This is a genomic window from Pseudoalteromonas sp. MM17-2, assembly GCF_022347945.1.
Lineage (GTDB): Bacteria > Pseudomonadota > Gammaproteobacteria > Enterobacterales > Alteromonadaceae > Pseudoalteromonas > Pseudoalteromonas ruthenica.
In genome coordinates this window covers 1-23,369 of record NZ_JAKRFV010000024.1, presented here as the reverse complement: position 1 = coordinate 23,369, position 23,369 = coordinate 1, and the positions used below count along the sequence as shown (strand labels likewise).

At 47.1% G+C, this 23,369-nt stretch carries 25 protein-coding genes and 1 pseudogene; 17 read left to right on the top strand and 9 right to left on the bottom strand.

Annotation, left to right across the window (positions count from 1 at the left end):
• Positions 1–28: 28 nt before the first annotated feature.
• The 3 genes from recN to nadK all read right to left on the bottom strand — a co-directional run bounded on the left by recN (position 29) and on the right by nadK (position 3,314).
• Entirely contained in the window at positions 29–1,702 is a 1,674-nt protein-coding gene (recN, locus tag MHM93_RS16715; RefSeq protein WP_239384237.1) for a DNA repair protein RecN, read from the bottom strand.
• A gap of 69 nt (positions 1,703–1,771) precedes the next feature.
• Entirely contained in the window at positions 1,772–2,317 is a 546-nt protein-coding gene (locus tag MHM93_RS16710; RefSeq protein WP_239449914.1) for a hypothetical protein, read from the bottom strand.
• Positions 2,318–2,429: 112 nt separating this feature from the next.
• Entirely contained in the window at positions 2,430–3,314 is an 885-nt protein-coding gene (gene nadK, locus MHM93_RS16705; protein WP_239449913.1) for an NAD(+) kinase, read from the bottom strand.
• Between the two features lie 88 nt (positions 3,315–3,402).
• Here nadK and MHM93_RS16700 point away from each other — a divergent pair, with 88 nt between their 5' ends.
• Both MHM93_RS16700 and grpE read left to right on the top strand, forming a co-directional pair.
• On the top strand, positions 3,403–4,356 hold the full coding sequence (locus MHM93_RS16700; RefSeq protein ID WP_239449912.1) for an HrcA family transcriptional regulator: 954 nt from the start codon (positions 3,403–3,405) through the stop codon (positions 4,354–4,356).
• A gap of 49 nt (positions 4,357–4,405) precedes the next feature.
• Positions 4,406–4,993, top strand: a complete 588-nt coding sequence (gene grpE / locus MHM93_RS16695) for a nucleotide exchange factor GrpE (RefSeq protein WP_022946174.1) — start codon at positions 4,406–4,408, stop codon at positions 4,991–4,993.
• Between the two features lie 31 nt (positions 4,994–5,024).
• Here grpE and MHM93_RS16690 read toward each other — a convergent pair whose 3' ends face one another.
• Entirely contained in the window at positions 5,025–6,218 is a 1,194-nt protein-coding gene (locus tag MHM93_RS16690) for a multidrug effflux MFS transporter (RefSeq protein ID WP_239449911.1), read from the bottom strand.
• Positions 6,219–6,464: 246 nt separating this feature from the next.
• Between MHM93_RS16690 and MHM93_RS16685 the strand changes: the two genes are divergently transcribed.
• Genes MHM93_RS16685 through MHM93_RS16675 form a run of 3 tightly spaced genes read left to right on the top strand, consistent with a single transcriptional unit; the run spans position 6,465 to position 8,248 of the window.
• Positions 6,465–7,259, top strand: a complete 795-nt coding sequence (locus MHM93_RS16685) for a M48 family metallopeptidase (protein WP_045980319.1) — start codon at positions 6,465–6,467, stop codon at positions 7,257–7,259.
• A 19-nt stretch (positions 7,260–7,278) separates the two neighbouring features.
• Positions 7,279–7,842: a hypothetical protein gene (locus MHM93_RS16680; RefSeq protein WP_239449910.1), complete on the top strand. Its 564-nt coding sequence runs from the start codon at positions 7,279–7,281 to the stop codon at positions 7,840–7,842.
• On the top strand, positions 7,832–8,248 hold the full coding sequence (locus MHM93_RS16675) for a hypothetical protein (RefSeq protein WP_239449909.1): 417 nt from the start codon (positions 7,832–7,834) through the stop codon (positions 8,246–8,248). Before MHM93_RS16680 ends, MHM93_RS16675 begins: the two co-directional genes overlap by 11 nt.
• 83 nt (positions 8,249–8,331) lie before the next feature.
• Here MHM93_RS16675 and yeiP read toward each other — a convergent pair whose 3' ends face one another.
• The 3 genes from yeiP to MHM93_RS16660 all read right to left on the bottom strand — a co-directional run bounded on the left by yeiP (position 8,332) and on the right by MHM93_RS16660 (position 11,127).
• A complete protein-coding gene (gene yeiP, locus MHM93_RS16670) occupies positions 8,332–8,898 on the bottom strand; it encodes an elongation factor P-like protein YeiP (RefSeq protein WP_045980321.1) in 567 nt (188 codons plus the stop codon).
• Positions 8,899–8,940: 42 nt separating this feature from the next.
• The gene (locus MHM93_RS16665; RefSeq protein WP_239449908.1) at positions 8,941–9,735 is read right to left on the bottom strand and encodes a nucleoside-binding protein; all 795 of its coding nucleotides are present in this window, start codon (positions 9,733–9,735) and stop codon (positions 8,941–8,943) included.
• A 78-nt stretch (positions 9,736–9,813) separates the two neighbouring features.
• Positions 9,814–11,127, bottom strand: a complete 1,314-nt coding sequence (locus MHM93_RS16660; RefSeq protein ID WP_045980323.1) for a Na+/H+ antiporter NhaC family protein — start codon at positions 11,125–11,127, stop codon at positions 9,814–9,816.
• On the opposite strand from MHM93_RS16660, the gene MHM93_RS16655 reads away from it, so the two are divergent.
• From MHM93_RS16655 to MHM93_RS16625, 7 genes are all read left to right on the top strand, one after another.
• The gene (locus MHM93_RS16655) at positions 11,126–11,338 is read left to right on the top strand and encodes a hypothetical protein (RefSeq protein ID WP_239449907.1); all 213 of its coding nucleotides are present in this window, start codon (positions 11,126–11,128) and stop codon (positions 11,336–11,338) included. The two genes, MHM93_RS16660 and MHM93_RS16655, sit on opposite strands and share 2 nt — an antisense overlap.
• Positions 11,339–11,503: 165 nt before the next feature.
• Positions 11,504–12,310, top strand: a complete 807-nt coding sequence (dapB, locus tag MHM93_RS16650) for a 4-hydroxy-tetrahydrodipicolinate reductase (RefSeq protein ID WP_239449905.1) — start codon at positions 11,504–11,506, stop codon at positions 12,308–12,310.
• A gap of 209 nt (positions 12,311–12,519) precedes the next feature.
• A complete protein-coding gene (carA, locus tag MHM93_RS16645; protein WP_022946183.1) occupies positions 12,520–13,656 on the top strand; it encodes a glutamine-hydrolyzing carbamoyl-phosphate synthase small subunit in 1,137 nt (378 codons plus the stop codon).
• A gap of 18 nt (positions 13,657–13,674) precedes the next feature.
• Positions 13,675–16,893, top strand: a complete 3,219-nt coding sequence (gene carB, locus MHM93_RS16640; RefSeq protein WP_022946184.1) for a carbamoyl-phosphate synthase large subunit — start codon at positions 13,675–13,677, stop codon at positions 16,891–16,893.
• A gap of 46 nt (positions 16,894–16,939) precedes the next feature.
• Positions 16,940–17,416, top strand: a complete 477-nt coding sequence (gene greA, locus MHM93_RS16635; RefSeq protein ID WP_022946185.1) for a transcription elongation factor GreA — start codon at positions 16,940–16,942, stop codon at positions 17,414–17,416.
• Positions 17,417–17,543: 127 nt separating this feature from the next.
• A complete protein-coding gene (locus MHM93_RS16630) occupies positions 17,544–18,560 on the top strand; it encodes a S66 peptidase family protein (RefSeq protein ID WP_239449903.1) in 1,017 nt (338 codons plus the stop codon).
• Positions 18,561–18,608: 48 nt separating this feature from the next.
• On the top strand, positions 18,609–18,905 hold the full coding sequence (locus tag MHM93_RS16625) for a hypothetical protein (protein ID WP_239449902.1): 297 nt from the start codon (positions 18,609–18,611) through the stop codon (positions 18,903–18,905).
• A 160-nt stretch (positions 18,906–19,065) separates the two neighbouring features.
• Here the strand turns inward: MHM93_RS16625 and MHM93_RS16620 are convergent, their stop codons facing one another.
• Positions 19,066–19,365 carry a hypothetical protein gene (locus MHM93_RS16620; protein ID WP_045980054.1) on the bottom strand — a complete coding sequence of 100 codons (300 nt, stop codon included), beginning with the start codon at positions 19,363–19,365 and terminating at the stop codon, positions 19,066–19,068.
• 85 nt (positions 19,366–19,450) lie between these two features.
• On the opposite strand from MHM93_RS16620, the gene MHM93_RS16615 reads away from it, so the two are divergent.
• Positions 19,451–19,864 carry a hypothetical protein gene (locus tag MHM93_RS16615; protein ID WP_239449901.1) on the top strand — a complete coding sequence of 138 codons (414 nt, stop codon included), beginning with the start codon at positions 19,451–19,453 and terminating at the stop codon, positions 19,862–19,864.
• Between the two features lie 170 nt (positions 19,865–20,034).
• Entirely contained in the window at positions 20,035–20,223 is a 189-nt protein-coding gene (locus MHM93_RS16610; RefSeq protein WP_239449900.1) for a hypothetical protein, read from the top strand.
• Between the two features lie 32 nt (positions 20,224–20,255).
• On the opposite strand, the pseudogene MHM93_RS16605 reads toward MHM93_RS16610, so the two are convergent.
• A pseudogene (locus MHM93_RS16605) lies at positions 20,256–21,409 on the bottom strand (IS110 family transposase).
• 122 nt (positions 21,410–21,531) lie between these two features.
• Between MHM93_RS16605 and MHM93_RS16600 the strand changes: the two are divergent.
• From MHM93_RS16600 to MHM93_RS16590, 3 genes are all read left to right on the top strand, one after another.
• Positions 21,532–21,807 (top strand): hypothetical protein, encoded by a 276-nt coding sequence (locus MHM93_RS16600; protein WP_239449899.1) that lies wholly within the window; start codon positions 21,532–21,534, stop codon positions 21,805–21,807.
• 112 nt (positions 21,808–21,919) lie between these two features.
• Entirely contained in the window at positions 21,920–22,576 is a 657-nt protein-coding gene (locus MHM93_RS16595; RefSeq protein WP_239449898.1) for a hypothetical protein, read from the top strand.
• A 126-nt stretch (positions 22,577–22,702) separates the two neighbouring features.
• Entirely contained in the window at positions 22,703–23,107 is a 405-nt protein-coding gene (locus tag MHM93_RS16590; RefSeq protein ID WP_239449897.1) for a molecular chaperone DnaJ, read from the top strand.
• Positions 23,108–23,369: the final 262 nt, after the last annotated feature.

Below are 23,369 nucleotides of genomic sequence, written 5' to 3'. Positions count from 1 at the left end.
TCATATAGAGTTAATCGAGTGTAATCCCTTACCCGTGTGCGGCAATCAACTCTTTGGCGTTAGCCAGAGTTGCTTTACTAATGTTGTCCCCTGCTAATAACCGTGCAATTTCATCGACTCGTCCTTGCTTATTCAACGGCTGCATCTGTGTATAGGTCTCATCATTGGCAACTTCTTTGGCGACAAAAAACTGATTCATAGCACTGGAAGCGACCTGCGGTAAATGGGTCACACAGATCACTTGTGTTGACTCACCCAAACGACGTAATAACTTACCTACCGCAGCGGCTGTCGGGCCAGAAATACCCACATCCACTTCATCAAAAATAAGAGTAGGCGTGGTAACCCGTTGGGCGATAATTACTTGAATCGCTAAACTGATGCGCGATAACTCGCCTCCGGATGCTACTTTGCTAAGCGCCTGTAAGGGCTGACCTGGGTTGGTACTAACCATAAACTCTATGCGGTCTTGGCCTTGCTTACTGGGGGCTCGTTCGTTGTCGTAATCAAGCTCAATGGCAAAGCGGCCATTTTCCATCGATAATTCATGCATACTGGCGCCAATTAACTCGCCCAGTTGCTCAGCCGCGTGTTTGCGGCTGTCTGAAAGCGCTAAACTGTGCTGCTGATAAGCAGCCAGTGCTGAGGCTATTTCTTCGTCTAATTGGGCTAAACGTTGGTCATCGACGCAAATAGCTTCTAACTCAGCCTTAATATGCTGATGGTGCTCTACTAAGGCGTCGGGTTCAACCATGTGCTTTCTTGCCAGAGTTACTGCGGTGCCAAGACGCTCATCTAGATACTGTAAGCGCTGTGGATCCAGCTCGGCGCCATCGCAATAAGCGCGTAACTCGCGGCTTGCCTCTTCCACTTGCACACACGCATCATTGAGCATATTCGCTACGCCCTCAAGAGCGTTATCAATGTTGGCCAGTTCGGCAATAGCAGCGGCGCTTTGTTGCAATGCACCGTTAATGGTTTGTTCTTCGCCCTCATACAAGGCATAAAGCTGTTGTTGTGAGCCTTCTAGTAATTGCTGTGAATGACTGAGTTTGTGATGCTCAGCTTCAATGTCAGCGTATTCACCTTCATTTAGGGAGAACTCATCAAGCTCAGCAACTTGGTATTCAAGCAGTTGCTTCTGTGCTTGTTGTTGGGCGTGCTTAGCTTCTAGCTGCTGGCGTTCACGATGGAGATTGGTATAGGTATGATGTGCGCTGGCCACTTGTTCAAGTAGTGCACCGTGGCCTGCGTATTCGTCTAGCAAATGCAGCTGCTGGTCGCTTTTTAACAACAGTTGATGAGCATGTTGGCCGTGGATGGAGAGTAAATATTGGCCCAACTCCTTTAGCTGTCCAGCGGTGACGGCAATACCATTAACGTAACTTTTACTACGGCCATTTTTAGCAACCACGCGACGCAGCAAACATTCGTCATCATCGCCCTCTAACATATGCTCTTGCAAATACTGTTGTGCTTTAGGCAGCTGGCTAATATCAAACCGCGCGCTAATATCGGCTTGCTTTGCCCCTGGGCGCACTGCACCAGCGTCAGCACGTTCACCTAAACACAGCGACAACGCATCAATAGCAATGGATTTACCGGCCCCTGTTTCACCGGTTATGGCGGTCATGCCACTGCGCCATTGGGTTTCCAATTCGCTTACAATAGCAAAATTAGTAATTTTTAATCCACACAGCATACTGTTCATCCATCCAGTTATGTATAACTGTTAATCTATACAGTGTTTGTGGTTTTTGCAAATTAAATTTTAAACAGTTTCGTGTTGTGCTGATGAGTGCTCTTGCTGCTCATCGACGTCGTCCTCAGTCTCATCAGACTCGTCTTTAAGCTGCTCGTGGTCACTGAGATCGCTGGAGATAAGCTGCGTCAGCAGGGTAGGAAGGATGTCATGGTAAAACGCAGCATTAAACTCGATACCGCGTGTGGGTAATTCACTAATAAAGTATTGAATTCGCTCTGCTAGGGTATCTATGTCGTTACGCACATAAGACTTAGCTAACTCGCTGTCCAACGTCTGCAGCACACGTTCACTGATGTATTCTAAATACGTGAGGTTATCCTCATTGTGTCCTTGAACAACGAAAAAGTTGCTGCAGATAGCATTAAGTTGCGGCACATGTTTGGGACGTAGAATGCGAGCTTCTTCATACTCATGCAGATGGCTTTGAAAGCGTTGTTGAACTTGCTTGACCCGAGCGTTAAACATACGTCGTTGAGCCTCTCGCGCTTTCTCACGGTTGCGCTCAATGACCATGTACACACCAAGTAAGGTAATAAGTAAAATGAGTGTCAAGATGACGACGAAAACCATGAGGATACGAGTGGGAACCGAAAACAACGAATGCCCTATTCTTATGTAAATAGGGCCTAATTGCAATAAAAACTGAACGCTAAGTTAACGCCGGCTAATACAGACGTGAACCCCAGTTTAGCTTTTGCCTCAATACGTTATAGTATGAATAGTCAGTTGGATGGACCAGCCGCAAAGGCTTTTCAGCCTTTTTAATAACGACCTCATCACCAGGGAGCAGGGCCAGTACCACGTGACTATCACAACTCACTTGCAGGCTATCGGTATTACCAGGACTGAGTTGCAAACGCACCACACTGTCACCATCAACGACGAGTGGGCGGCTGGAGAGGGTGTGTGGGAACATAGGTACTAGCGACATGGCATTTAAACCTGGCGTGAGTATCGGCCCGCCACCAGAAAGTGAATAGGCTGTAGACCCCGTGGGCGTGGACACTATCAGGCCATCTGATTTTTGCGAAAAGACAAAATCATCGTTGATAAAACACTCAAATTCAATCATATGAGCCACTTTATCGGCGTGCAGTACGGCCTCATTCATGGCTGAGTTGGCACTTTTTAGCTCAGCATGGCGAAACACTTCGACTTCCAATAAAAAGCGTTTTTCTTCTATATACTGACCGCTGAGAACCTGCTCTAAAGAGGCTTCAAAGCTATCGGGGTTTAAATCGGTTAAAAAGCCTAAGTTACCTCGGTTGACGCCGATCACCCCAACATCAAAGCGGGCAAGTACCCGAGCGGCACCGAGCATGTTACCATCACCGCCGACAACAATCGCCAAATCGGCCCGTTCACCCAACTCCACTAAGTCCACCAAAGTGGCTTCTTTCGCGTCTTCAAGTTGGCCGCCATAGTGGCGCTCGACCAAAACCTTGTAGCCTAGTGCTTGCAAAAAGGTATAGAGGCGTTGTAATGTCAGCGCCGCGCCTTCATGATTGGCTTTACCAATTAAGCCTATGGTTTTAAAAGATGCGCTCATAAATGTGCCAAGACCGAACTAACTCCTTATAGAGTAACGCAAAAGTCAGGGTGTTGAAACTGAGGCAAAGAGCCTAAATTATAACTATATGAAATTATCACCACGTGACGAGCAGATTTTCTCTGCTGTAATGAGCTTGTACTGCGACGGCGAAGGTAACCCTGTCGCCTCGACCCGTATTGCCAAACAAAAAGGCATGGCGGTGTGCAGTGCCACCGTGCGCAATGCCATGTCTCGACTTGAAAAGCTCGGTTTACTGTACTCACCTCATACCTCTGCGGGGCGTATTCCTACCGAGCAGGGGTTTGCGTTTTGGTTTGAGAGTTATTTCGACCTTGACCAACTCGGCTTGTATTGGCAGCCCCCGCAGGACAAACTGATTGAGTTTGCGCATCACCTCGCGCGACGCTTTAAAGTGTGCGTCTGTGTCGGCCTACCACAGGTAACGACGCAAGTTGTATTTCGAGTTGAAGTACTTGATTTTGACCGCAAACATTGGCTGGTGCTGCTGCTTGACCGGCACGGGCAAAGCCATAACATTCTTATTACTAAGCCCGTCGAAGCCAATGACGACATTCGCTATCAGTTTGCAACTTGGCTGAATTCGGTGTTTGCCCAGCAAAATTTGCTCGAGGGGATCCACCGCATGAAAGCAATGAGTCGCACTGCACCGCATTATTGCCATGGTTCGCTGGCTCAGTGGACGCGAGAGCTGGGTAATAAGTTGGGCACTGATAACAGCATCGTGGTAGGCGAGAATAATCTCTACGCTCACAGCCAGCACGACCAAGAATATGCTATTGGAGTGCGCTTTTTACATGCGGTTGAAGATAAGCTGGCCTTTCGCAATGGTGTGTCGGTGCTACTAGGTAACAGTGTGCCGATGCCAGGATTTGATGACTTCTTAATATTGAGTTTGGCGTACTTTGCGAATCACGAATACCAAAGCCGATTCTGTGTGATTGCCCCGAAATCAGCAGAGATCGAAGCAATTATTCAAGAATTTGCGCAAATCGAAGAAGTGGACCTTGAAACCACTTAAACCATCCCCATAATAAAACGCAGTTAAGCAGTTTTTGGAGAACAGATAAATGTCCGAGCAAACACAGGCGAAAGAAAACGAACAGGACAACCCGCAAGAAGCGGTGGAACAAGAGCAGGCGAGTGAGCAACAAGCTCAAGGCGATGATAACAGCGCAGAAGCTGAAATCGCTGCGCTTCACGCAGAATTAGAAGCGGCGAAGCAAACGATAGAAGATCAAAAAGATAGCGTTGTTCGCGCTGCTGCCGAAGTGGAAAACATTCGTCGTCGTGCGGCTCAAGATGTCGACAAGGCGCACAAGTTTGCACTGGAAAAGTTTGCCGGTGATCTGCTTCCTGTGCTCGATAACCTTGAACGTGCCATTGAGTTTGCTGATAAAGACAACGAGGCGATTAAGCCTATGCTCGAAGGCGTTGAAATGACAGCGAAAAGCTTTGTTGAAGCGCTTGGCAAATTTAACGTTGAAGTGGTTGAGCCTCAAGGCGAAACATTCAACCCTGATTTACATCAGGCAATGAGTATGCAACCTAGTGAAGACGTAGCACCTAATACTGTGCTTGCAGTGATGCAAAAAGGCTACACACTCAACGGTCGCCTATTGCGCCCGGCTATGGTGATGGTGTCAAAAGCGCCATAAGGGCCGACCAGATAATACTCTAAATGCCCGCTTAGCGGGCATTTTTTTTGTGATGCCAAAACTGGGTAAGCAGAATCAGTACTAGGGCACTGAACATCATACTTGAAAATGGTACCGCATTTTCAGGATGGATCAGGGCGAGAATAGGCCCTACCAGCGCGCCGCTACCAAAACGCAAAGTACCAATCACGGCGGTTGCCGTGCCGGAGTTGCGTTCAAATTCCATTAAAATAAGAGCATCAGCATTGCTGGCAATGATACCCAAGCTCATCATTAATGGCGCAATACTAAAGACGATAAAGTACAGTGACTGCTGCATTAGGCTCACTGTGAGTAAAGTGCCGCCGGCAATAAAAGCCAGAGTTAAGCCGATAAACAACATGCGCCGAGAACCCACTTTCGGCACCACACGGGTATTGACGAAGTTGCCTATCATCAACGCTATTACGTTAAAGGCAAATAACACCCCAAATAGTTGCTCTGACACTTCAAAGTAATCTAAATAGATAAACGGCACCGAGGTCAAAAAGCAAAAGAAAGCGAATGACGCCAACATTGAGGAGAGTATATCTGCCCGGGCTTTAGGTTCGCTCAGTACTACCGAGTAGCTTTCAAAAAACAGCCTCAAGCCACGCTTTTCGCTGCGATAAATGGGAATGTCGATCAGGTGCATTTGCACCCACACAAGAATAAATACGGCATACCCTGCTAACGTTAAGAAAATCACTTGCCACTGCGCAAGGCCGAGGATCAGCGAGCCAATACTCGGGGCAATAAGCGGTGCAATCATCATAATCATCGACACATAGCTCATGCCTTTAGCGGTATTTTGCTGATATATATGACGAATAATGCCAGGCACTACAACTGTAGCAGCGGCGCCGGTAAAGGCTTGTGCAGCCCGTAATGCCCAAAAAAGATGGATGTCTTGGCAAAATGCCAATGCCAATGAGCACAGCGCAAATAGTCCGAGGCCAATGCGGGCAAGGCGACGACGGCCCATTTGATCGGCTATGGGGCCAAAAAACAGCATACCTAACGCATAACCACCTAAGTACACACTCAGTGAAATTTGCACTTGTGGCATGGTCGCGCCTAAATCAGCGGCAATTTGCACCATCGCCGGCAGATACATATCCACCGCAAGCGGGGTAATAGCAACAATACTGGCTAACAGCGGCAGTAATAAACGCCGACTAGGCGTTCTTATATCGTCTGTGGACATAGAATTCAGTCTTCAATTTGATAGTGTGGAGAAACCAAGGCTGGCTTGATACTTTTAACGTATTGGGGTTCAGCGCAGACGGATAAAACACCTTGGTTTGTTCACTATATCACCCGCTGCGAGTAGGTAACAGCCAAATGTTATTAAGATAATGTTAATTATACAGTTTTATACTTTTGCGTAGAGCTAGGCGAGCCCCATCACACTTTGCTATGCTAACCTCATTCGGTAAATAGGGAACAAATCATGAAACATGCTTTAATCGCGCTGGCGCTTGTCGCCGCGCTTGGTGGATGCAAAACATCGCCCACAGGGCGCACCCAAGTGGCTTTATATTCAGACAGTGAGATGAGCCAACTCGGCGGTGCTAGCTTTGAACAAATGAAAAAAGAACAGAAGATCAACAAAGATCCCGCCACCAATGCCTATGTGCAGTGTGTGGCTGATGCGGTGATCACCGTTCTACCGCAGCAATACGCGCAACAAGAGTGGGAAGTGGTGGTGTTTGATGAACCCTCGGCGAATGCCTTCGCATTACCAGGTGGCTACATTGGTGTACACACCGGACTATTAGATGTGGCGCAGAATCAAGATCAACTCGCGACGGTGTTGGGTCATGAGGTGGGGCACGTGATTGCTGAGCACTCGAATGAACGCGTTTCGCAAAGCCAACTACTGCAAACGGGTATGCAGTTAGGTGCTGTGGCACTGGATATGAGCGAGGTGAGCTATCGCAATGAGATTATGCAGGCCTTGGGTCTAGGAGCCCAATTTGGTGTGGTGTTACCCTTTAGTCGTACTCATGAAAGCGAAGCCGATGAAATCGGTCTTGAGTTGATGGCCAAAGCAGGCTTTGAGCCCCAACAGTCAGTGGCATTGTGGCAGAATATGGCCAAGCAAGGTGGCGCTCGTCAGCCAGAGTTTTTATCAACCCACCCGGCGCCATCAAGTCGCATTACGCAGTTGCAAAAGCAAATGACCAATGCACAAAGCTTGTATAGCAGTGCTCAAAAGCAAGGCAAGCGTCCGCAATGCCGTTAGTCGCTCGGTAAGCACTTAAATGCTCAGCGCCTATAAAAAACTTAAGCAAAGGCCGCCAGTATTTATCCCACTGTTACTGGCGCTTGTGCTTATTATTGATAGTTTGATTAGCGCGCCGGTATTTGCCATACAGTGGCACAGCCCCATGCTGATGTATCGTATCGGTGTGGTGTTTAGCTCGGTTAAGTTAGCACTGGCTGGTGGTTTGAGCGCCTATTTGTGGTGGGCGATAGAAAAGCGCAGCTACAGGCCTTTGGCTACTATCGCCGCGCAAGCGGTCATGCTAATGAGTGCCTTACATGGCATTTTACTGCTTGTGGGTATGCAGAGTGTGATCGATAAATCAAAGCACTATGAGCAGATTGGCCCTTATGTGTTGGCGCAACAGCACAATGATAACGAGCCTGGCTACATGCAGGTGCTCTATGTATATTGCCCTAAAGCACTGGGTTTTTACCGCTTAACAGAGGTTCAGCGCCAGCCTGGGCCTCCTGCGATGCTGTTAGTCCAGCGAGATAAACAATGGTTTGTGCAAGGCACTGACCATGCATTGCCATCACCAGGAGAAATCTGTGGCCAATAATTACTTAGTGACACTATTGATAGCCGTGGCGAGTTATAGCGGCTTTAGCGATGCCAAGGACAGTGATAGCGCTTTACATCTAGACCCTAGTTTACCAACAAGCTTAGCGTTGGCCTTTGCTAATGACGATAATATTGAGCCGGACATCAGTGCTTTCAAAGTGTTAAATGTGGTGCCTATGAGCAGTCGCTCCGGGCGTCGTGTGGCGATGCTGACCATTGAAAACACTGAAAGCGGCAAACGCAGTTTGAATCATCAGCAGGTCATGGGGCTTTTTGCAGATGGTATGCGGCGCTCACCAGAGGCTTTTAAGCAATTATTTACGGGACGACAACGTTTGTCTATTACCGTTGATTTTGCGCAGTATGACCACCCGCTGCTTCAGGTGTATACACGTAACGAATAGCCAGTATGAAACGCAGTCAGATGCTTGCAGAACGCCTGGTAAGGAAGAGGTAAGCGAGCGCTTACCTCTACAATAAATCAGCGCTAAGCGCGGCTGATAAACTTGCTCTCAGCGGTGTTAATTTTAATCTTATCACCGCTGGAAATGTGTTCAGGCACTTGTACTACCAGCCCTGTACTCAAGGTTGCCGGTTTGGTGCGTGCACTGGCCGATGCCCCTTTAATGGATGGTGAAGTGTCTTCAATCACTAATTCAACGCTAGTTGGTAGGTCGATGGACACAGGGCGTCCTTCAACTAATACTACCTGTAAGCCTTTAGTCGACTCGTCAATAAACAGTAGCTGTTCAGCAATGCTGTCTTTGTTGAGATGATAGGGGGTGTAGTCCTCTTCATCCATAAACACATGCTCATCACCGTCAACATACGAAAACATCGCAGCACGACGCTGTAAATCGGCAAAATTAAGCATGTCTTCGGCTTTGAACGTTTCATCCACCTTGGTGCCATCAACCACATCATACATACGCATGCGGTATAGGCTCCCACCGGCGCGGCCTTGAGGCACAGAGCGCTCAATGTCGCGTACAATCATCACCCGACCTTGATACTCAATAGCCGCGTGTTTTTTTATCTCACTTGCCTTGGGCATTATTATTATTCCTCGATTATCTAAGAGCTGTAAGTTACCTGATCAAAAGGTCCAAGCCAAGTGAATTTGCGGAACCGACTCAGAGGTATTGGTGCCCAGTTTATTGTGCCAATATTGCCATTCGATACCCAGCATCAAGGTGCGTTCTTTTGTTTTAAGCGCGTGGCCCAAATCCCACTGCAGGATCGGTTGTGCTAGTACCCAGTTTTGTACTTTTTCGCCAAACTCGTTAGTACGGCCATCGATGTACTCAACGTGGCCGGTAAAGTAGAACTTTTGCTCGCCGAGGCTAAAAGGTGCGCCCCAGGCAATATCCAGCATCCAACTGTCGCTTTCGGTTGGCGCGCCACCGGCACTAACGCCATCGCTATCATCAATATAAGCCGTGACTAAGGTAGAGAAAAAGTCAAAGCCATCTACCTGCCAGTCGAGTTTCACCCCGGGTAGGTATTTAAGCACCTTGGCATCGCCTGCGGCATTAAAGCCCATTACAAAACCGACATCCTTGAGAGGGCCGGCACTGATATTTTCGCCAGAGATTTTTGATAGGCTGAAATTCGAGTACCACTCACCGTAGAAATCACTGTCTTGGTAGCCATCATCAAGGTCATCATGAATAACATCGATAAAAAAGAAGTTATCGCCGTAATCGTAAGCCGACGCGTGTTGCAAAGACACGACGCTGGTATCTGCTTTTTGGCCCGAGAAAGGGTTTTTAAAGTCGCCATAATTCACGTGCAGTTGAGTCTGACTCCAATTGGCCGCGAACGCTGGCATGGTCGCCAAGCTACAGCCTGTCAATGCACAGGCGACAAGGTTACGTGTATTGATTTTCATAACAAGATGTTTCTAAAAGGAAAGTCAACGCAATTATAGCAGATGATGGCGAACAACCACCATCTGCATGGCGTTGATTTAACCGCGATGGCGCCGCAGTATGATGGTAATAATTGCCGTAACAGCCAAGATGAAGCAGTAATAAGCCGAGGTTGATACCTGCCATGGACTAATGCTAAACGTTGCACCTAGTAACAGAGCTTGGGCGCCGTAAGGCAATGAGCCTTGTAGTACACAGGCGAAAATATCCAGTAAGCTGGCCGAGCGCTTTGCTGCAATGTCGCCATCGTCTGCGAGCTTCTTAGCCACCGGGCCTGCGACAATAATGGAGACCGTGTTATTGGCAATACACAAATTCGATGTCATCACCAGCAGCGCAATACCAATTTGGTCAGCCACCTTGCGATTGAAACGGGCAATGATTTTGGTCAACGCTTGAATTTTATTGGCAAGGTAATCCAGCCCGCCACCTCGGCGAATAAACTCCGACAGGCCACCGATGAACATGGATAACAAGAAAATCTCTTGCATGTCACTGAAACCCTGATAAACGTCTTTTACAAAGGCACTGCCTTGGTAGTCGCCTGTAAAGCCCATTATTGCTGCGAAGATAATGCCGCTAAAGAGCACGACAAAGACATTCAGTCCCATCACCGCAAGCACAAGAATAAAGAAATACGGCAACACTAAGAGCCAATCAAACTCCGCTACTTCTACCTGTTGTGGTGGTGGTGTGAGCATGACCAATAATGTAATTGTTAAAATGGCGGCAGGCAGGGCGATTTTTAAATTCTCACGGAATTTGTCTTTCATCTCGCAGCCTTGGGTGCGTGTAGCCGCAATGGTGGTATCAGATATGATCGATAAGTTATCGCCAAACATGGCCCCGGAGACGATAGTACCCGCCATAAGTGCAGGGTCGATGCCTGTTTTCGCCGAGACGGCAAGGGCGATTGGGCCGATGGCGCCAATGGTGCCCATAGACGTGCCCATGGCCGTCGATACTATCGCGGCTATTAGGAACAGCCCAGGTAATAGCATACTTGCAGGAATAAAAGACAGGCCGGCATTGACCACAGCATCAACGCCGCCAGTGGCTCCAGCAACAGCGGAAAATGCACCGGCCAATAGATAAATCAAACACATGGTGATGATATTGCTATGCCCAGCACCACGAATAAAGGTTTCCACCGAGGCATTAATACTTTGTTTTGTTATCAAAAAGGCGATAACGATGGCTGGTAGAATCGCGACTGGGGCAGGGAGTTGGTAAAACGCATAATCGACACCTTGCGATTGTAGATACAATCCAGTGCCCAAAAATAGCGCGACAAAAATAAGCAGTGGAAGCAACGACAGTTTTGCCGTTGTTGCGTTGTAAGTAGGCTGCATGAATACCTCAAAAAATGATCGCCAACAGCCAAAAGTTCTTCTTTTAGCTGTATTTCTTTCGCATGATTTGTCCATCAAACCCTGCGTGCGCCCGCAAGCCAAAGACCAAATCGGCGCGTATTTTTGGGCAGTTTATACGTATGGACGGCTAAAGTCTACGGCGTTCATTGTGGTTGTTGTTATTTTACTCAGTAGTAACACAAAAAATTAACATTATCGAGCGCTTAGCCATAATTAGCGGGCTTACCCTAGGCCTAAAATGAAATCGCACACGATATGGTCACAGGATGTTGTTTTGAATCTTTCTCACTCGCGCACCCTGTGCATCTGCGTTAGCATAGAGGCTATCAGTATTTCATTGATTGAAGGAAAATATATGTCTGCTCGTGTAGGGGTACTCGGTGCCAATGGCCGAATGGGGCAAGTGTTATTAGCTGCAACCAATAATGATGGTGACACGCAGCTCGCAGGCGCTTATGTACGCGCGCACTCGCAACTGCTCGGTGTCAACGTCAACAATGTAGTTAAAGACCTAAGCGAACACGCTGAGGGCTTAGCTTTTAGCGCCTTCGATGAGCAAAGTCAGTGTGACGTGCTGATTGATTTCACCCTTCCTGCTGGCATGCTGGCCCACCTTGATATCGCCGTTGCTAAAGGTACGCCGATGGTGATTGGTACCACCGGGCTTGATGAGCAACAAATGCAGCGTATGTATGATGCCAGTGAGCATATCCCCATTGTTTTTGCCCGTAACTTTAGCGTCGGTATTAATTTATTACTTAATTTGGTGCAAACGGCAGCGCAGAAAATGGGTGATGACGCCGACATAGAGGTTTTCGAAGCTCACCACCGCCATAAGATTGATGCACCATCAGGGACCGCATTAGCCCTTGGTGAAGCCATTGCCGAAGCCAAACAATGGCAACATGATGACGTCGCTGTGTATGACCGCTCACAAAGTGAGCAGGCCAAATCTCAAAAGGAAATTGGCTATTCGGTGCTACGAGGTGGCGATATAGTTGGTGAACATACGGCTTACTTTGCATTAATGGGTGAAAGGCTTGAATTAACACACAAAGCAAGCTCAAGAATGACGTTCGCGCAAGGAGCAGTGAGGGCTGCGAAGTGGGTGCAAAATAAGCAACCTGGCTTTTATACTATGCAAGATGTGCTCGAACTATAGAACTTTAAGGGTGTTTTTACGAGTTTCGGGAGCTTTTCATTGAATAGGTGCTGTTTTTTATATTTACAAACTTTTAATTAGATCTTTCTCCGACTCTCGTGTAGAATATCGTCAATTTGCCAAAATTTCATAATGCGTATAACCAAGCGCTGCAAACGGGTAGTAAATCGGTCATTTTTACTCCCGTTTTTTACTGTTAGGAGGTTAACTTGACTAAATCCGCTCTGTTAGTCCTAGAAGACGGCACAGTGTTTCGCGGTACTGCGATCGGCGCTGACGGCATGTCAGTGGGTGAAGTAGTATTCAACACGTCGATGACTGGTTACCAAGAAATCTTGACTGATCCGTCATATGCCGAACAAATCGTTACCCTGACTTACCCGCATATCGGGAACACGGGTACTAACAGCGAAGACGAAGAAGCGGCACGTATCTGGGCTAAAGGCCTAGTTATCCGCGATTTGCCACTGCTAGCGAGTAATTTCCGCAACCAACAATCGCTCGACGATTACCTAAAAGAACGTAACATTTTAGGCATCGCCGATATCGATACCCGTAAATTGACTCGTATCCTTCGTGATAAAGGGGCGCAAAACGGGTGTATCATCGCGGGCGATGAGGTTGATGAGAATAAAGCCCTGGAAGCGGCGCAAGCCTTCCCTGGGTTGAAAGGCATGGATTTAGCCAAAGAAGTCTGTACCAGCGAGCCATTCGAGTGGCGCGAAACGAGCTGGACACTGGGCGAGGGCTTTAAAACCCTAAGCGCTGAGGACGAAAAGTTTCATGTGGTTGCCTACGACTTTGGCGTAAAGCGCAACATTCTCAGGATGTTGGTGGATAGAGGCTGTAAGCTCACGGTGGTGCCGGCACAAACCTCGGCCGAAGAGGTGTTAAAGCTTAATCCCGATGGCATTTTCCTCTCTAACGGCCCCGGCGATCCAGAACCTTGTACTTACGCCATTGACGCCATTAAAACCTTCCTTGATAAAAACATCCCTATTTTCGGCATTTGCCTTGGTCACCAATTATTAGCACTGGCTTCAGGTGCAAGCACTGCAAAAATGAAATTTGGCCACCACGGTGGTAACCACCCGGTAAAAGACCTTGACCGTGGTGTAGTGATGATCACTGCGCAAAACCATGGCTTCGCGGCGGATGAAGCAAGCTTGCCAGAGAACCTTAGAGCGACACATAAATCGTTGTTTGATGGTACCTTACAAGGTATCCACCGCACCGATAAGCCTGCGTTTAGTTTCCAAGGCCACCCAGAAGCTAGCCCAGGCCCCCATGACGCAGCCCCGTTGTTCGATCACTTTATCGAACTGATGCAAGCGCAATCTAACTAATTTAAGACCGGAGTAATAATGCCAAAACGTACTGACATAAAAAGCATTCTTATCTTAGGTGCAGGCCCGATCGTTATTGGTCAAGCTTGCGAATTTGACTACTCGGGTGCTCAAGCCTGTAAAGCGCTTAAAGAGGAGGGTTACCGGGTAATCCTTGTTAACTCTAACCCTGCTACGATTATGACCGACCCAGAAATGGCCGATGCCACCTACATCGAGCCTATTCACTGGGAAGTAGTAGAGAAAATCATCGCCAAAGAGAAGCCCGATGCGGTGCTGCCAACCATGGGCGGACAAACCGCATTGAACTGTGCACTCGAGCTGGATAAGCACGGCGTGCTTGCTAAGTATGACGTTGAGCTTATCGGTGCCACGGCGGATGCCATTGATAAAGCGGAAAACCGTGAGCGTTTTGACGCCGCGATGAAAAATATTGGCCTTGAGTGTCCGCGTGCGGAAATTGCGCGCTCTATGGATGAAGCCCACGATGTGCTCTCGCGCATTGGCTTTCCATGTATTATTCGTCCGTCATTTACCATGGGCGGCACCGGCGGCGGTGTGGCTTACAACATGGAAGAGTTTGACGAAATCTGTACGCGAGGTCTTGACCTATCGCCGACCAATGAGCTGTTGATTGACGAAAGTTTACTGGGCTGGAAAGAGTACGAAATGGAAGTCGTGCGGGACAAAAATGATAACTGCATCATTGTTTGCTCAATTGAAAACTTCGACCCTATGGGCGTACACACCGGTGACTCAATCACTGTAGCGCCGGCACAAACACTGACCGACAAAGAATACCAAATCATGCGTAATGCCTCGATGGCGGTACTGCGTGAAATCGGCGTAGAAACCGGTGGCTCTAACGTACAATTCGGCGTTAATCCAGATAACGGCCGCGTGGTCATTATTGAAATGAACCCTCGCGTGTCACGCTCATCGGCATTGGCTTCAAAAGCGACTGGTTTCCCGATTGCAAAAATCGCTGCCAAACTGGCTGTGGGTTATACCCTGGACGAGCTGCAAAATGATATCACCGGTGGCAAAACTCCGGCGTCATTCGAGCCGTCTATTGACTACGTTGTTACGAAAATTCCACGCTTTAACTTTGAAAAGTTTGCCGGCTCTAATGACCGCCTAACCACACAGATGAAGTCGGTGGGTGAAGTGATGGCTATTGGTCGTAATCAGCAAGAGTCACTGCACAAGGCACTACGTGGATTAGAAGTAGGTGCGACCGGCTTTAACCCGGTATTGCCTATTGGTGAAAAAGGCGCGATTGAGAAAATCACTCGCGAGCTACGTGAGCCGGGCGCTGAGCGTATCTGGTACATCGCCGATGCGATGCGCCATGGTATGAGTGTGGAAGATGTATTTAATTTAACCAAGATTGACCGCTGGTATCTGGTGCAAATTGAAGACATCATCAAAGACGAAGAAAAAGTCAAAGAAGGCGGCCTAGCTGGCCTTACTGGCGACTTCTTACGCGCTTTAAAACGTAAAGGCTTTGCCGATGCGCGTATTGCTGAGCTTGCCGGTGTGTCGGAAAAAGAAATCCGTAAAAAGCGTCAGCAGCTGAATATTCTGCCCGTATACAAGCGCGTGGATACCTGTGCAGCTGAGTTTAGTTCAGACACTGCCTACATGTACTCAAGCTATGATGAAGAGTGTGAAGCGGCGCCTTCAGACAAAGACAAAATCATGGTTATCGGTGGCGGTCCAAACCGCATCGGTCAAGGTATCGAGTTTGACTATTGTTGTGTGCACGCAGCACTGGCAATGCGCGAAGACGGTTATGAGACCATCATGGTGAACTGTAACCCTGAGACAGTGTCAACAGACTACGACACCTCAGATCGCCTATACTTCGAGCCAATCACCCTTGAAGATGTTCTGGAAATTGCTCGTGTTGAAAAGCCAAAAGGCGTTATCGTGCAATACGGTGGACAAACGCCATTGAAACTGGCGCGCGCTCTAGAAGCGAACGGCGTACCAATCATTGGTACTTCACCGGATGCCATTGACCGTGCAGAAGACCGTGAGCGTTTCCAGCAAATGGTTGAGCGTTTGAACCTGCTGCAACCTGAAAATGCCACCGTCACGTCGCAAGAAGAGGCGATTGCCAAATCAAAAGAAATTGGCTTCCCGCTGGTGGTTCGTCCCTCTTATGTACTGGGTGGCCGAGCGATGGAAATCGTTTATGATGAAGACGACCTACGCCGCTACATGAATGAAGCGGTATCGGTGTCTAATGAAGCCCCAGTGCTTTTGGACCACTTCCTTGATGATGCCATTGAGGTTGACGTAGACGCAGTGTGTGATGGTGAAACCGTTATTATCGGCGGTATTATGGAGCACATCGAGCAAGCAGGGGTACACTCTGGTGACTCGGCATGTTCTCTACCTGCCCATACACTGAGCCAAGACATTCAAGATGTTATGCGTGAGCAAGTGCGCAACATGGCGCTTGAGCTGGGCGTAATTGGTCTTATGAATACTCAGTTCGCGGTTAAAGACGGTGAAGTTTACCTGATTGAAGTGAACCCTCGTGCCGCGCGTACAATTCCGTTTGTATCAAAGGCGACGGGCGTGCCACTAGCTAAGGTAGCGGCGCGTTGTATGGCTGGTCAAAGCCTAGCGAGCCAAGGCATCAGCAAAGAAACCATCCCACCTTATTACAGTGTTAAAGAGGTGGTGTTACCCTTTGCTAAATTCCAAGGTGTTGACCCAATTCGTGGCCCAGAGATGCGTTCTACCGGTGAAGTGATGGGCGTTGGTGATACTTTCGCCGAAGCCTTTGCAAAAGCGCAGCTTGGAGCAGGTAATGCTTTACCACGCGGTGGTCGCGCGTTACTATCAGTACGTAATGGTGACAAAGCGCGAGCTATCGAGCTTGCTAAAACCATGACTGAACTAGGCTTTGAACTAGACGCAACCTCAGGGACAGCGCAAGCGCTTGAAGATGCGGGCATCGCAGTTCGCCGTGTAAACAAGGTATTTGAGGGCCGTCCTCATATCCTTGACCGCATTAAAAACGGCGAGTACAGCTACATCGTAAACACCACCGAAGGTCGCCAAGCGATTGAGGATTCCAAAGTGTTACGTCGTGGCGCCTTGATGCACAAGACAAACTACACCACCACCTTGAATGCTGCGTTTGCCAACTGTACGGCTAACTCAGCAGACGATCGTGGCCACGTAGCGTCAGTTCAAGAGTTACACCAACGAGTAAACTAAGCGCTTGGCCGCAGTGTTGCTGCGGCCTACCGTAAGTGGGAAAACTATGCAAAAAATTCCAATGACCGCACGCGGTGCAGAGCTATTGCGTGAAGAGTTAAACGAATTAAAGACAGTAACGCGTCCAAAGATCATCGCTGATATCGCCGAAGCGCGTGAACACGGAGATTTGAAAGAGAACGCCGAGTATCACGCTGCCCGTGAGCAACAAGGGTTCTGTGAAGGTCGTATTCAAGAAATTGAAGCGAAACTGTCGAATGCGCAAATTATCGACGTCACTAAAATGCCGAACAACGGCAAAGTGATTTTCGGCACCACGGTCACCATATTAAATGTGGATACCGACGAAGAAGTACGTTATCGCATTGTTGGTGACGACGAAGCGGATATTAAAAATAACCTGATTTCGGTTAATTCACCCATTGCTCGCGGTCTTGTCGGCAAACAACTCGACGACAGCGTGAACATTGAAACACCTAATGGTGCGGTGGAATACGAAATTATTGAAGTTGAATACCTCTAAACGAGCGTATTCATTCTAAAAAGCCCGCGCCTTGACGCGGGCTTTTTTATGGTAGTGATGCTCTTACGCAGGGAAACCGTGTACTGCGCATCATAGCCTGCGCAAATGACTCAACAAGGAAGCTCCCATGCGTTATCCTGCACCGTTAAAACCCGGTGATACTATCGCCGTTCCCGCGATCTCCTCGGGTGTCGATGCGCCTTTTTGGCCACGTTTGGATTATGTACTGGAGGGCCTTAAGCAACGCGGCTTTCAAGTACGAGAGGGCGACTCGCTACGAAAACAAGGGTTAGTGAGCGCCTCTCCTGAAGCGCGCGCCAATGAGCTGATGACACTGCTATTGGATGAGACGGTGGCTGCAATTATGCCGCCTTGGGGTGGGGATTTCGCTTTAGATTTATTGCCCCACTTGGATTTTGATGCCTTAGCTAATGCCGCACCTAAGTGGTTAACAGGGTTTTCCGATATCAGCACCATTAGTGCCGTATTAAGCTATCGCTGCCAGTGGGCAACCATGCACTGCGCTAATTTAATGCAATTAGGCATCAATGACTGCAGTGCTCAGGTTGAGCAAGTATTTACTGCGCTGAACTTGAGCTTGGGCCAGCAATTGCAACAACGCAGTAGCCAATGTTATCAGGCGACACACCCCAACTACCGTACGCATCCCAAAGCCGTTTTTAAGGGAGATACGCCAACTCACACGCGCATGTTTTCAGGGTCGCACTCAGCGCAGTTTGCTGGACGTTTAATCGGTGGCTGCGCCGATACATTGTTTCCTTTGTTATGCAGCTCGTTTTTAGACTTAAAGCAGTGGCGAGTACATCACACGCAAGGTGTGATTTTGTATTTGGAAAATGCCGAGCTGAGCCCGGCACAATTTGCTCGGGGCTTATTGGCGGTGCGCGCCACTGGAGGATTAGAGAATCTCAGTGGCATTATTCTCGGGCGTTCATTGTGCCTAGGGCAGGGAGATTTTAGCTACTATGATGCCCTTGATTACGCCCTTCAAGGGGTAACGTGCCCGGTTATTATCGATGCTGATATTGGTCATGTTGCGCCCAACTGGGTCATGATTAATGGTGCCGATACTGAATGTGAATTTAAACAGGGTGAACTTAGCCTGGTGCAGCACTATCGCTAACAGCGCGATATACAAAGGCTGATATATAATTTTTAAGGAGCTTAATAAATGCAAAAGGACAAAGCGATGGCGCAGTGGTGTTTAGAGGAGCAACGCCGTCAACAACAACACTTAGCCACGTTTAATCATTTGCGCCCTACATGGAAAAGCTGGGTGGCGCGTTTGCTTAGCAATTTGCTGGTGGTACTGATATTACAAGCCATGTACCCAGAGGTGCTGAGCGAACCAGTACTCTATGTGCTGGTGATTTTGATATTCGCTCAGGGTTTTGACATGCACAATCAACACAAGCGCATTAATAAACGTATCGATGCGCTGTATTCAATGCTGTCGCACAAGGACTAAGCTTTATATCGGTAATTTAATGTTGCACTAATACAATGGAAATAGGCTGGCTGGATGGTCAGCTTAGTACAAGAAGCGAACCTTTATACATAACTCGTTTTTGCTCCAAAACGAGTTAACGTGAATGCTCTGATGGTGGCTTTGGGCGAAGTACGGACACTCACTCCCTAGCTAATCTAGGGAGGGCTTTTCTAATTCCTGCCAAGATGTTGCTCCAACCAATACGCTTTTTCCAAAGCTTTCCGTCGACTAAAACTTTATAACAATCGATCCGATCAGTTTTATACAGTTCAAGTTTATGAGTAATGGGTTCACCACTATCGTAATCGGTGATTTCGATTATTCTTCTTAGTTCAGGAATGTTTTGTGGCTCTACAAAGCTTTCTTGTTCTATAGCAAATTTTCGATTAGTGTATGATTTACGATAATTTTTTGAAGCTTTATTAGTTTGTCTATACATAGATAATATCCTACCTTACAAGGTAGCATACCTTGCAAGGTCTCACTAATAAGCTGTTAGCAAACACCATAACTAAGGAAGAAAAATGAAATACTTGGGTATAGTAATATCTATTCTATTTTCCGTAAGTTCATATGCCATTGATCTTGGGAAGCCAATCGAGGATGCATCTGCTGCGTACTTGAAGGATGGCGTAGATGCATTTATTCCAGCTTTAATGAAAGGATCTCCTTTGGAGGGCGAGAAGAGCCTGATCACACAGTCGAACAATATCCGTCAAATAGAAGCCTATTATGGAAAATTCCTAGGTATTGAACCAATGAGGGAAGAGAAACTCAGTGAAAGAGTTCGTTTGGTTTATTACGTGATGAATTATGAAAATTCACCTGTGTTTGGTTATGCCCTGTTATACAAAAAGTCCAGCGGTGAAATCGTCACAAACTTTAGCTTTAACACAGAGTTATGGCAGGTGGCGCCTAATGAAGTTATTTTCAACTAAGTTGCTAACAAGGCAAGCAAGAAGGACGCGCTAACGCGCGCCTCTTCTTGCGGCGTTGGTATGACTCCCTCTGTCAAGTTAAACACAGCGTTGCCTGCCTAACTTTTTAAGCCCTTAATAATCAGTTTGTCGCTCAATAAGTTGAGTTAACGCATCGAATGAAGCAAGTAATGTCGTCGGTTATCATGGCGAAGCGTCGCCCCGGTGGTATCCGTGGATTACCAATCTGTCGATTAGCAGCGCCTACCTTACTTAGCCCGTCGTGGCACCTGTCTTCAGTCTATGTTCGTGGTTCAATCAATATTTCTATTCATTGCCATCCTAACGCCCTCGGTGGTTGTGCCACACCCGATGCTTGATCCAACGCGCTAACTCAAATTCTGTTTTCATTTTATGCCGGTACCCTCGCGATACGTAATTTTGGATTGACCGGACTTAGTACTGTTTCTCTGGCTATTGCCCAGATATACGCAGCCATTTCTCTGGCAATCGCAGTGACTACCACGTTGTAATGCTTGCCCTTATGCATCAGGCGCTGATAGCGGCGGCATAGCCGCAGTTGCGCCTGCCAGGCCATATCGACAATCAACTTAGGTAAACCTTCCTGCCGTTTTTGCAGTTCGGTCGTAACAGCTGCCTGATAACGATAACTGTGTGCGCCTTCAACGAGTAACCGTCTTGCTCGGCCATTACCACATTTGGTGATTGCGCCTAAATGACGTTTGCCGCCACTGGAATGTTCCGATGGCACCAGCCCTAAATAACTCATTAATTTTCGGGGATGGTCAAAGCGGGTTAAATCTCCCAGTTCGGCAATCACACCGGCAGCGACTAGTAAGCGAACGCCCCGCATCGCCTGAATGGCTTTAACCACCGGATAATATCGCCAGCTCCTGACCTGATACTCAAGTTCATTATCGAGCCGTTTCAGCCTGTCCATCCGTTCATTGATGGTTTGGATATATTCTTGCAACACGATTTGCTGTGCTGGATGAGGCAACACCAGTTCGGTGAGCCACCTAAGGTGTTTGAGTGACCAGTTTGCTGTTCCGCTGTAATTGATGTTATTGCGCAGAAGCAGCGCTTTTAATTGGTACTTAGCGTCTTTCAAATCTTTCATGGCCGTTTCTCTAGCGCGAGATAAGTCTCGCACGGCCTCGTCTTCCGGCTCAGGAACATAAATCGGAGTGAGGTCTTCAGATTTTAGTAATTTGACCAACTTAATGGCATCACGCTTATCGGTCTTTACACGCTCGCCAGGCTTTTGGGGATAAGCGACGGGGCCACCACATAACAACAATGCCCTAGGCTAGTGATAAGCCGATAAATCCAGTAACCACAGGGTCCTGCTTCATAGACGAAGTGCAAAGTTGCGTGTGGGTACTTAGATTCAAATTGCCTGACGAGCTTTTTAACGGCCGCTTTAGCCGAAGGAATACGGCCGTAATGGACGGGCTGGGCACCACGGTGATCTTCAAGATAGGCCACTTCATTAAATTCTTTATGCGTATCTAAGCCAATGAAAAGTATGCTATGTTTGTTCATGCTAGCCTCTGCTGTTTAGTTAATTTGCAAACTAATTATGGCTCTGGCTTTAAGCTAACCCACGAAAATGCGGAGGCTAGCACCGTGTGGGAGTCATTATGTCTATGTGCCAAGGAAAGCCTGTGACTAAATTTAATCAATTAAGATATTTTCGTTGGGCTATTTGTTTTCTGTTGTTTTTAAATTTAATGAATAGCATCGCATTCATTGTATCGGGCACTTTTTTAGGTTTTATTGTCTTGTTTGTGATTGATACGAAAAGCTCTAACATCATTTGCCCATCATGCAATAAGCCTTGGCAATATGAACCAAAATTGGGGCATATTAAAAAAACATTATTTACTGGTTGGTCTGACTACATTTGCCATAATTGCGGCAATGATATGCGCGGCACATAATAAGCCAATCAAGTGCGGGACTGCTAAAGCTTGGCTCGGTTCCGCTCCGCTACACAGTTTAGCCAAGCATTTATCAGCCCCTTATGTGGGCGTTATGAGACAGGATTAAACTATGGGTGAAGATTTAAGTGTAAAGATTATAGTTGGTTTAGTTTCTGTCATTGTTGGCTTAATTTTAGGACAAATTATAAGTGGGGTTAAGGGAGTTATTCTCCGATATAAGATAAAAAAAGCACTTTTAACTGAGCTAATGGATATCAGAATTGAGCTTGGCAGAGTTGAGCAAAGCTTTCTAAGAAGTCTTCAGTTAGTTGCCTTAAAGTGCACTGAGGGTTCAGTTCCTCAAAAACTATCCAACTTTATCTTTACAGAAAATTACAAGAACATAGCGCTTCATCTCAATCAAGAACAAAGAATTTCATATCAAATGATCCATGGGTATGTAGCTACAGTTAATGCTGATATCGAAAAGTTAGAAAAATTAATATCAGACGTTGAACGCGAAGTTATACTTGAAGAACAGCCTGCCAAGGCTAGCTATTTAAAAAGCTATAGTATGAAGATACAGCAAGCATATATGAATGCTTGTGTTACTCATTGGCATATAGATCATCACCTTAAGAATAAGAAAAACCCAGTTCTAAGGGAAGAAGGCGAGCAATATGAGGCTTACGAAAAATTACAAGACGACGTAAAGGAATGTGTTGAAAATACAATCAAAAAAGCAGAGAAAATGAAACTATCTGACTTTGGAATTACCGTCTCATAACAAACCGCTGTAGTCGGTCGCAAGCTCCCTGGGACAATAACACGTGGGCTCAGTCGCTTCGCTCCAATTTTAGCCCACGTGTTATTGCCCCTAAGCGGGGTGTTAAATGTTCAAGGAGGATTGTGTATGAATCGAGTATTATTTTTAGTTTTATTAACTTTTTCGTGTTTTTCATTTGCTACTGATTCCGACTCAAAATTGGGATATAAAGGCAAAAATGGACAAGTGTTTGGTTATAACACTGTATTAGAGGCTCTCGAAGCGCTGAAATCAGATCCCAATGCAGAGATTAGTGAGTCTGAAGGGTGGGTTATTGTAAATGACAATACAAATAAAGCCCTTTGGTCATTTGCACCCAAAGCTCACCCTTCATACCCATCAATTGTTCGCCGTGCGGTTGTCGAGAGAAATGGTCAGATTGGAATAACTACCGAAGTAAAATGTGCTGCTAAAAAATCTGTTTGCGACTCATTAGTAAAAGATTTTATGGAGTTAAACCAAAAAATTAAAAATGAGATCAACAGTAAGTAGAACATCTAACAAGTTAAATCATCGGAAAACCACTCGCTGCGCTCGCGTTTTCCGCTGTTTAAAGCGTTATACGTTCCTATAGCTCGGTGTTAATTAAATGTCTGAAGATGAAATGAAAATCGCAAAGAATTTGCTAGAAAGCGATGAAAACTACTTAGATAACGCGCGAATTCAAGTCCGAAGTGCACCACTCGCTAAATTAGGCTGCATTGCGTAATTCATTGAACACAACGACAGGCTGCTTGTAACCGAGACACTTCCT

Coding starts and splice junctions, on each gene's coding strand:
- recN (WP_239384237.1), bottom strand. CDS start 1,702: ATGCTGTGTGGATTAAAAATTACTAATTTTGCTATTGTAAGCGAATTG.
- nadK (WP_239449913.1), bottom strand. CDS start 3,314: ATGAGCGCATCTTTTAAAACCATAGGCTTAATTGGTAAAGCCAATCAT.
- MHM93_RS16700 (WP_239449912.1), top strand. CDS start 3,403: ATGAAATTATCACCACGTGACGAGCAGATTTTCTCTGCTGTAATGAGC.
- grpE (WP_022946174.1), top strand. CDS start 4,406: ATGTCCGAGCAAACACAGGCGAAAGAAAACGAACAGGACAACCCGCAA.
- MHM93_RS16690 (WP_239449911.1), bottom strand. CDS start 6,218: ATGTCCACAGACGATATAAGAACGCCTAGTCGGCGTTTATTACTGCCG.
- MHM93_RS16685 (WP_045980319.1), top strand. CDS start 6,465: ATGAAACATGCTTTAATCGCGCTGGCGCTTGTCGCCGCGCTTGGTGGA.
- MHM93_RS16680 (WP_239449910.1), top strand. CDS start 7,279: ATGCTCAGCGCCTATAAAAAACTTAAGCAAAGGCCGCCAGTATTTATC.
- yeiP (WP_045980321.1), bottom strand. CDS start 8,898: ATGCCCAAGGCAAGTGAGATAAAAAAACACGCGGCTATTGAGTATCAA.
- MHM93_RS16665 (WP_239449908.1), bottom strand. CDS start 9,735: ATGAAAATCAATACACGTAACCTTGTCGCCTGTGCATTGACAGGCTGT.
- MHM93_RS16655 (WP_239449907.1), top strand. CDS start 11,126: ATGAATACCTCAAAAAATGATCGCCAACAGCCAAAAGTTCTTCTTTTA.
- MHM93_RS16660 (WP_045980323.1), bottom strand. CDS start 11,127: ATGCAGCCTACTTACAACGCAACAACGGCAAAACTGTCGTTGCTTCCA.
- dapB (WP_239449905.1), top strand. CDS start 11,504: ATGTCTGCTCGTGTAGGGGTACTCGGTGCCAATGGCCGAATGGGGCAA.
- carB (WP_022946184.1), top strand. CDS start 13,675: ATGCCAAAACGTACTGACATAAAAAGCATTCTTATCTTAGGTGCAGGC.
- greA (WP_022946185.1), top strand. CDS start 16,940: ATGCAAAAAATTCCAATGACCGCACGCGGTGCAGAGCTATTGCGTGAA.
- MHM93_RS16630 (WP_239449903.1), top strand. CDS start 17,544: ATGCGTTATCCTGCACCGTTAAAACCCGGTGATACTATCGCCGTTCCC.
- MHM93_RS16625 (WP_239449902.1), top strand. CDS start 18,609: ATGCAAAAGGACAAAGCGATGGCGCAGTGGTGTTTAGAGGAGCAACGC.
- MHM93_RS16620 (WP_045980054.1), bottom strand. CDS start 19,365: ATGTATAGACAAACTAATAAAGCTTCAAAAAATTATCGTAAATCATAC.
- MHM93_RS16615 (WP_239449901.1), top strand. CDS start 19,451: ATGAAATACTTGGGTATAGTAATATCTATTCTATTTTCCGTAAGTTCA.
- MHM93_RS16610 (WP_239449900.1), top strand. CDS start 20,035: ATGTCGTCGGTTATCATGGCGAAGCGTCGCCCCGGTGGTATCCGTGGA.
- MHM93_RS16595 (WP_239449898.1), top strand. CDS start 21,920: ATGGGTGAAGATTTAAGTGTAAAGATTATAGTTGGTTTAGTTTCTGTC.
- MHM93_RS16590 (WP_239449897.1), top strand. CDS start 22,703: ATGAATCGAGTATTATTTTTAGTTTTATTAACTTTTTCGTGTTTTTCA.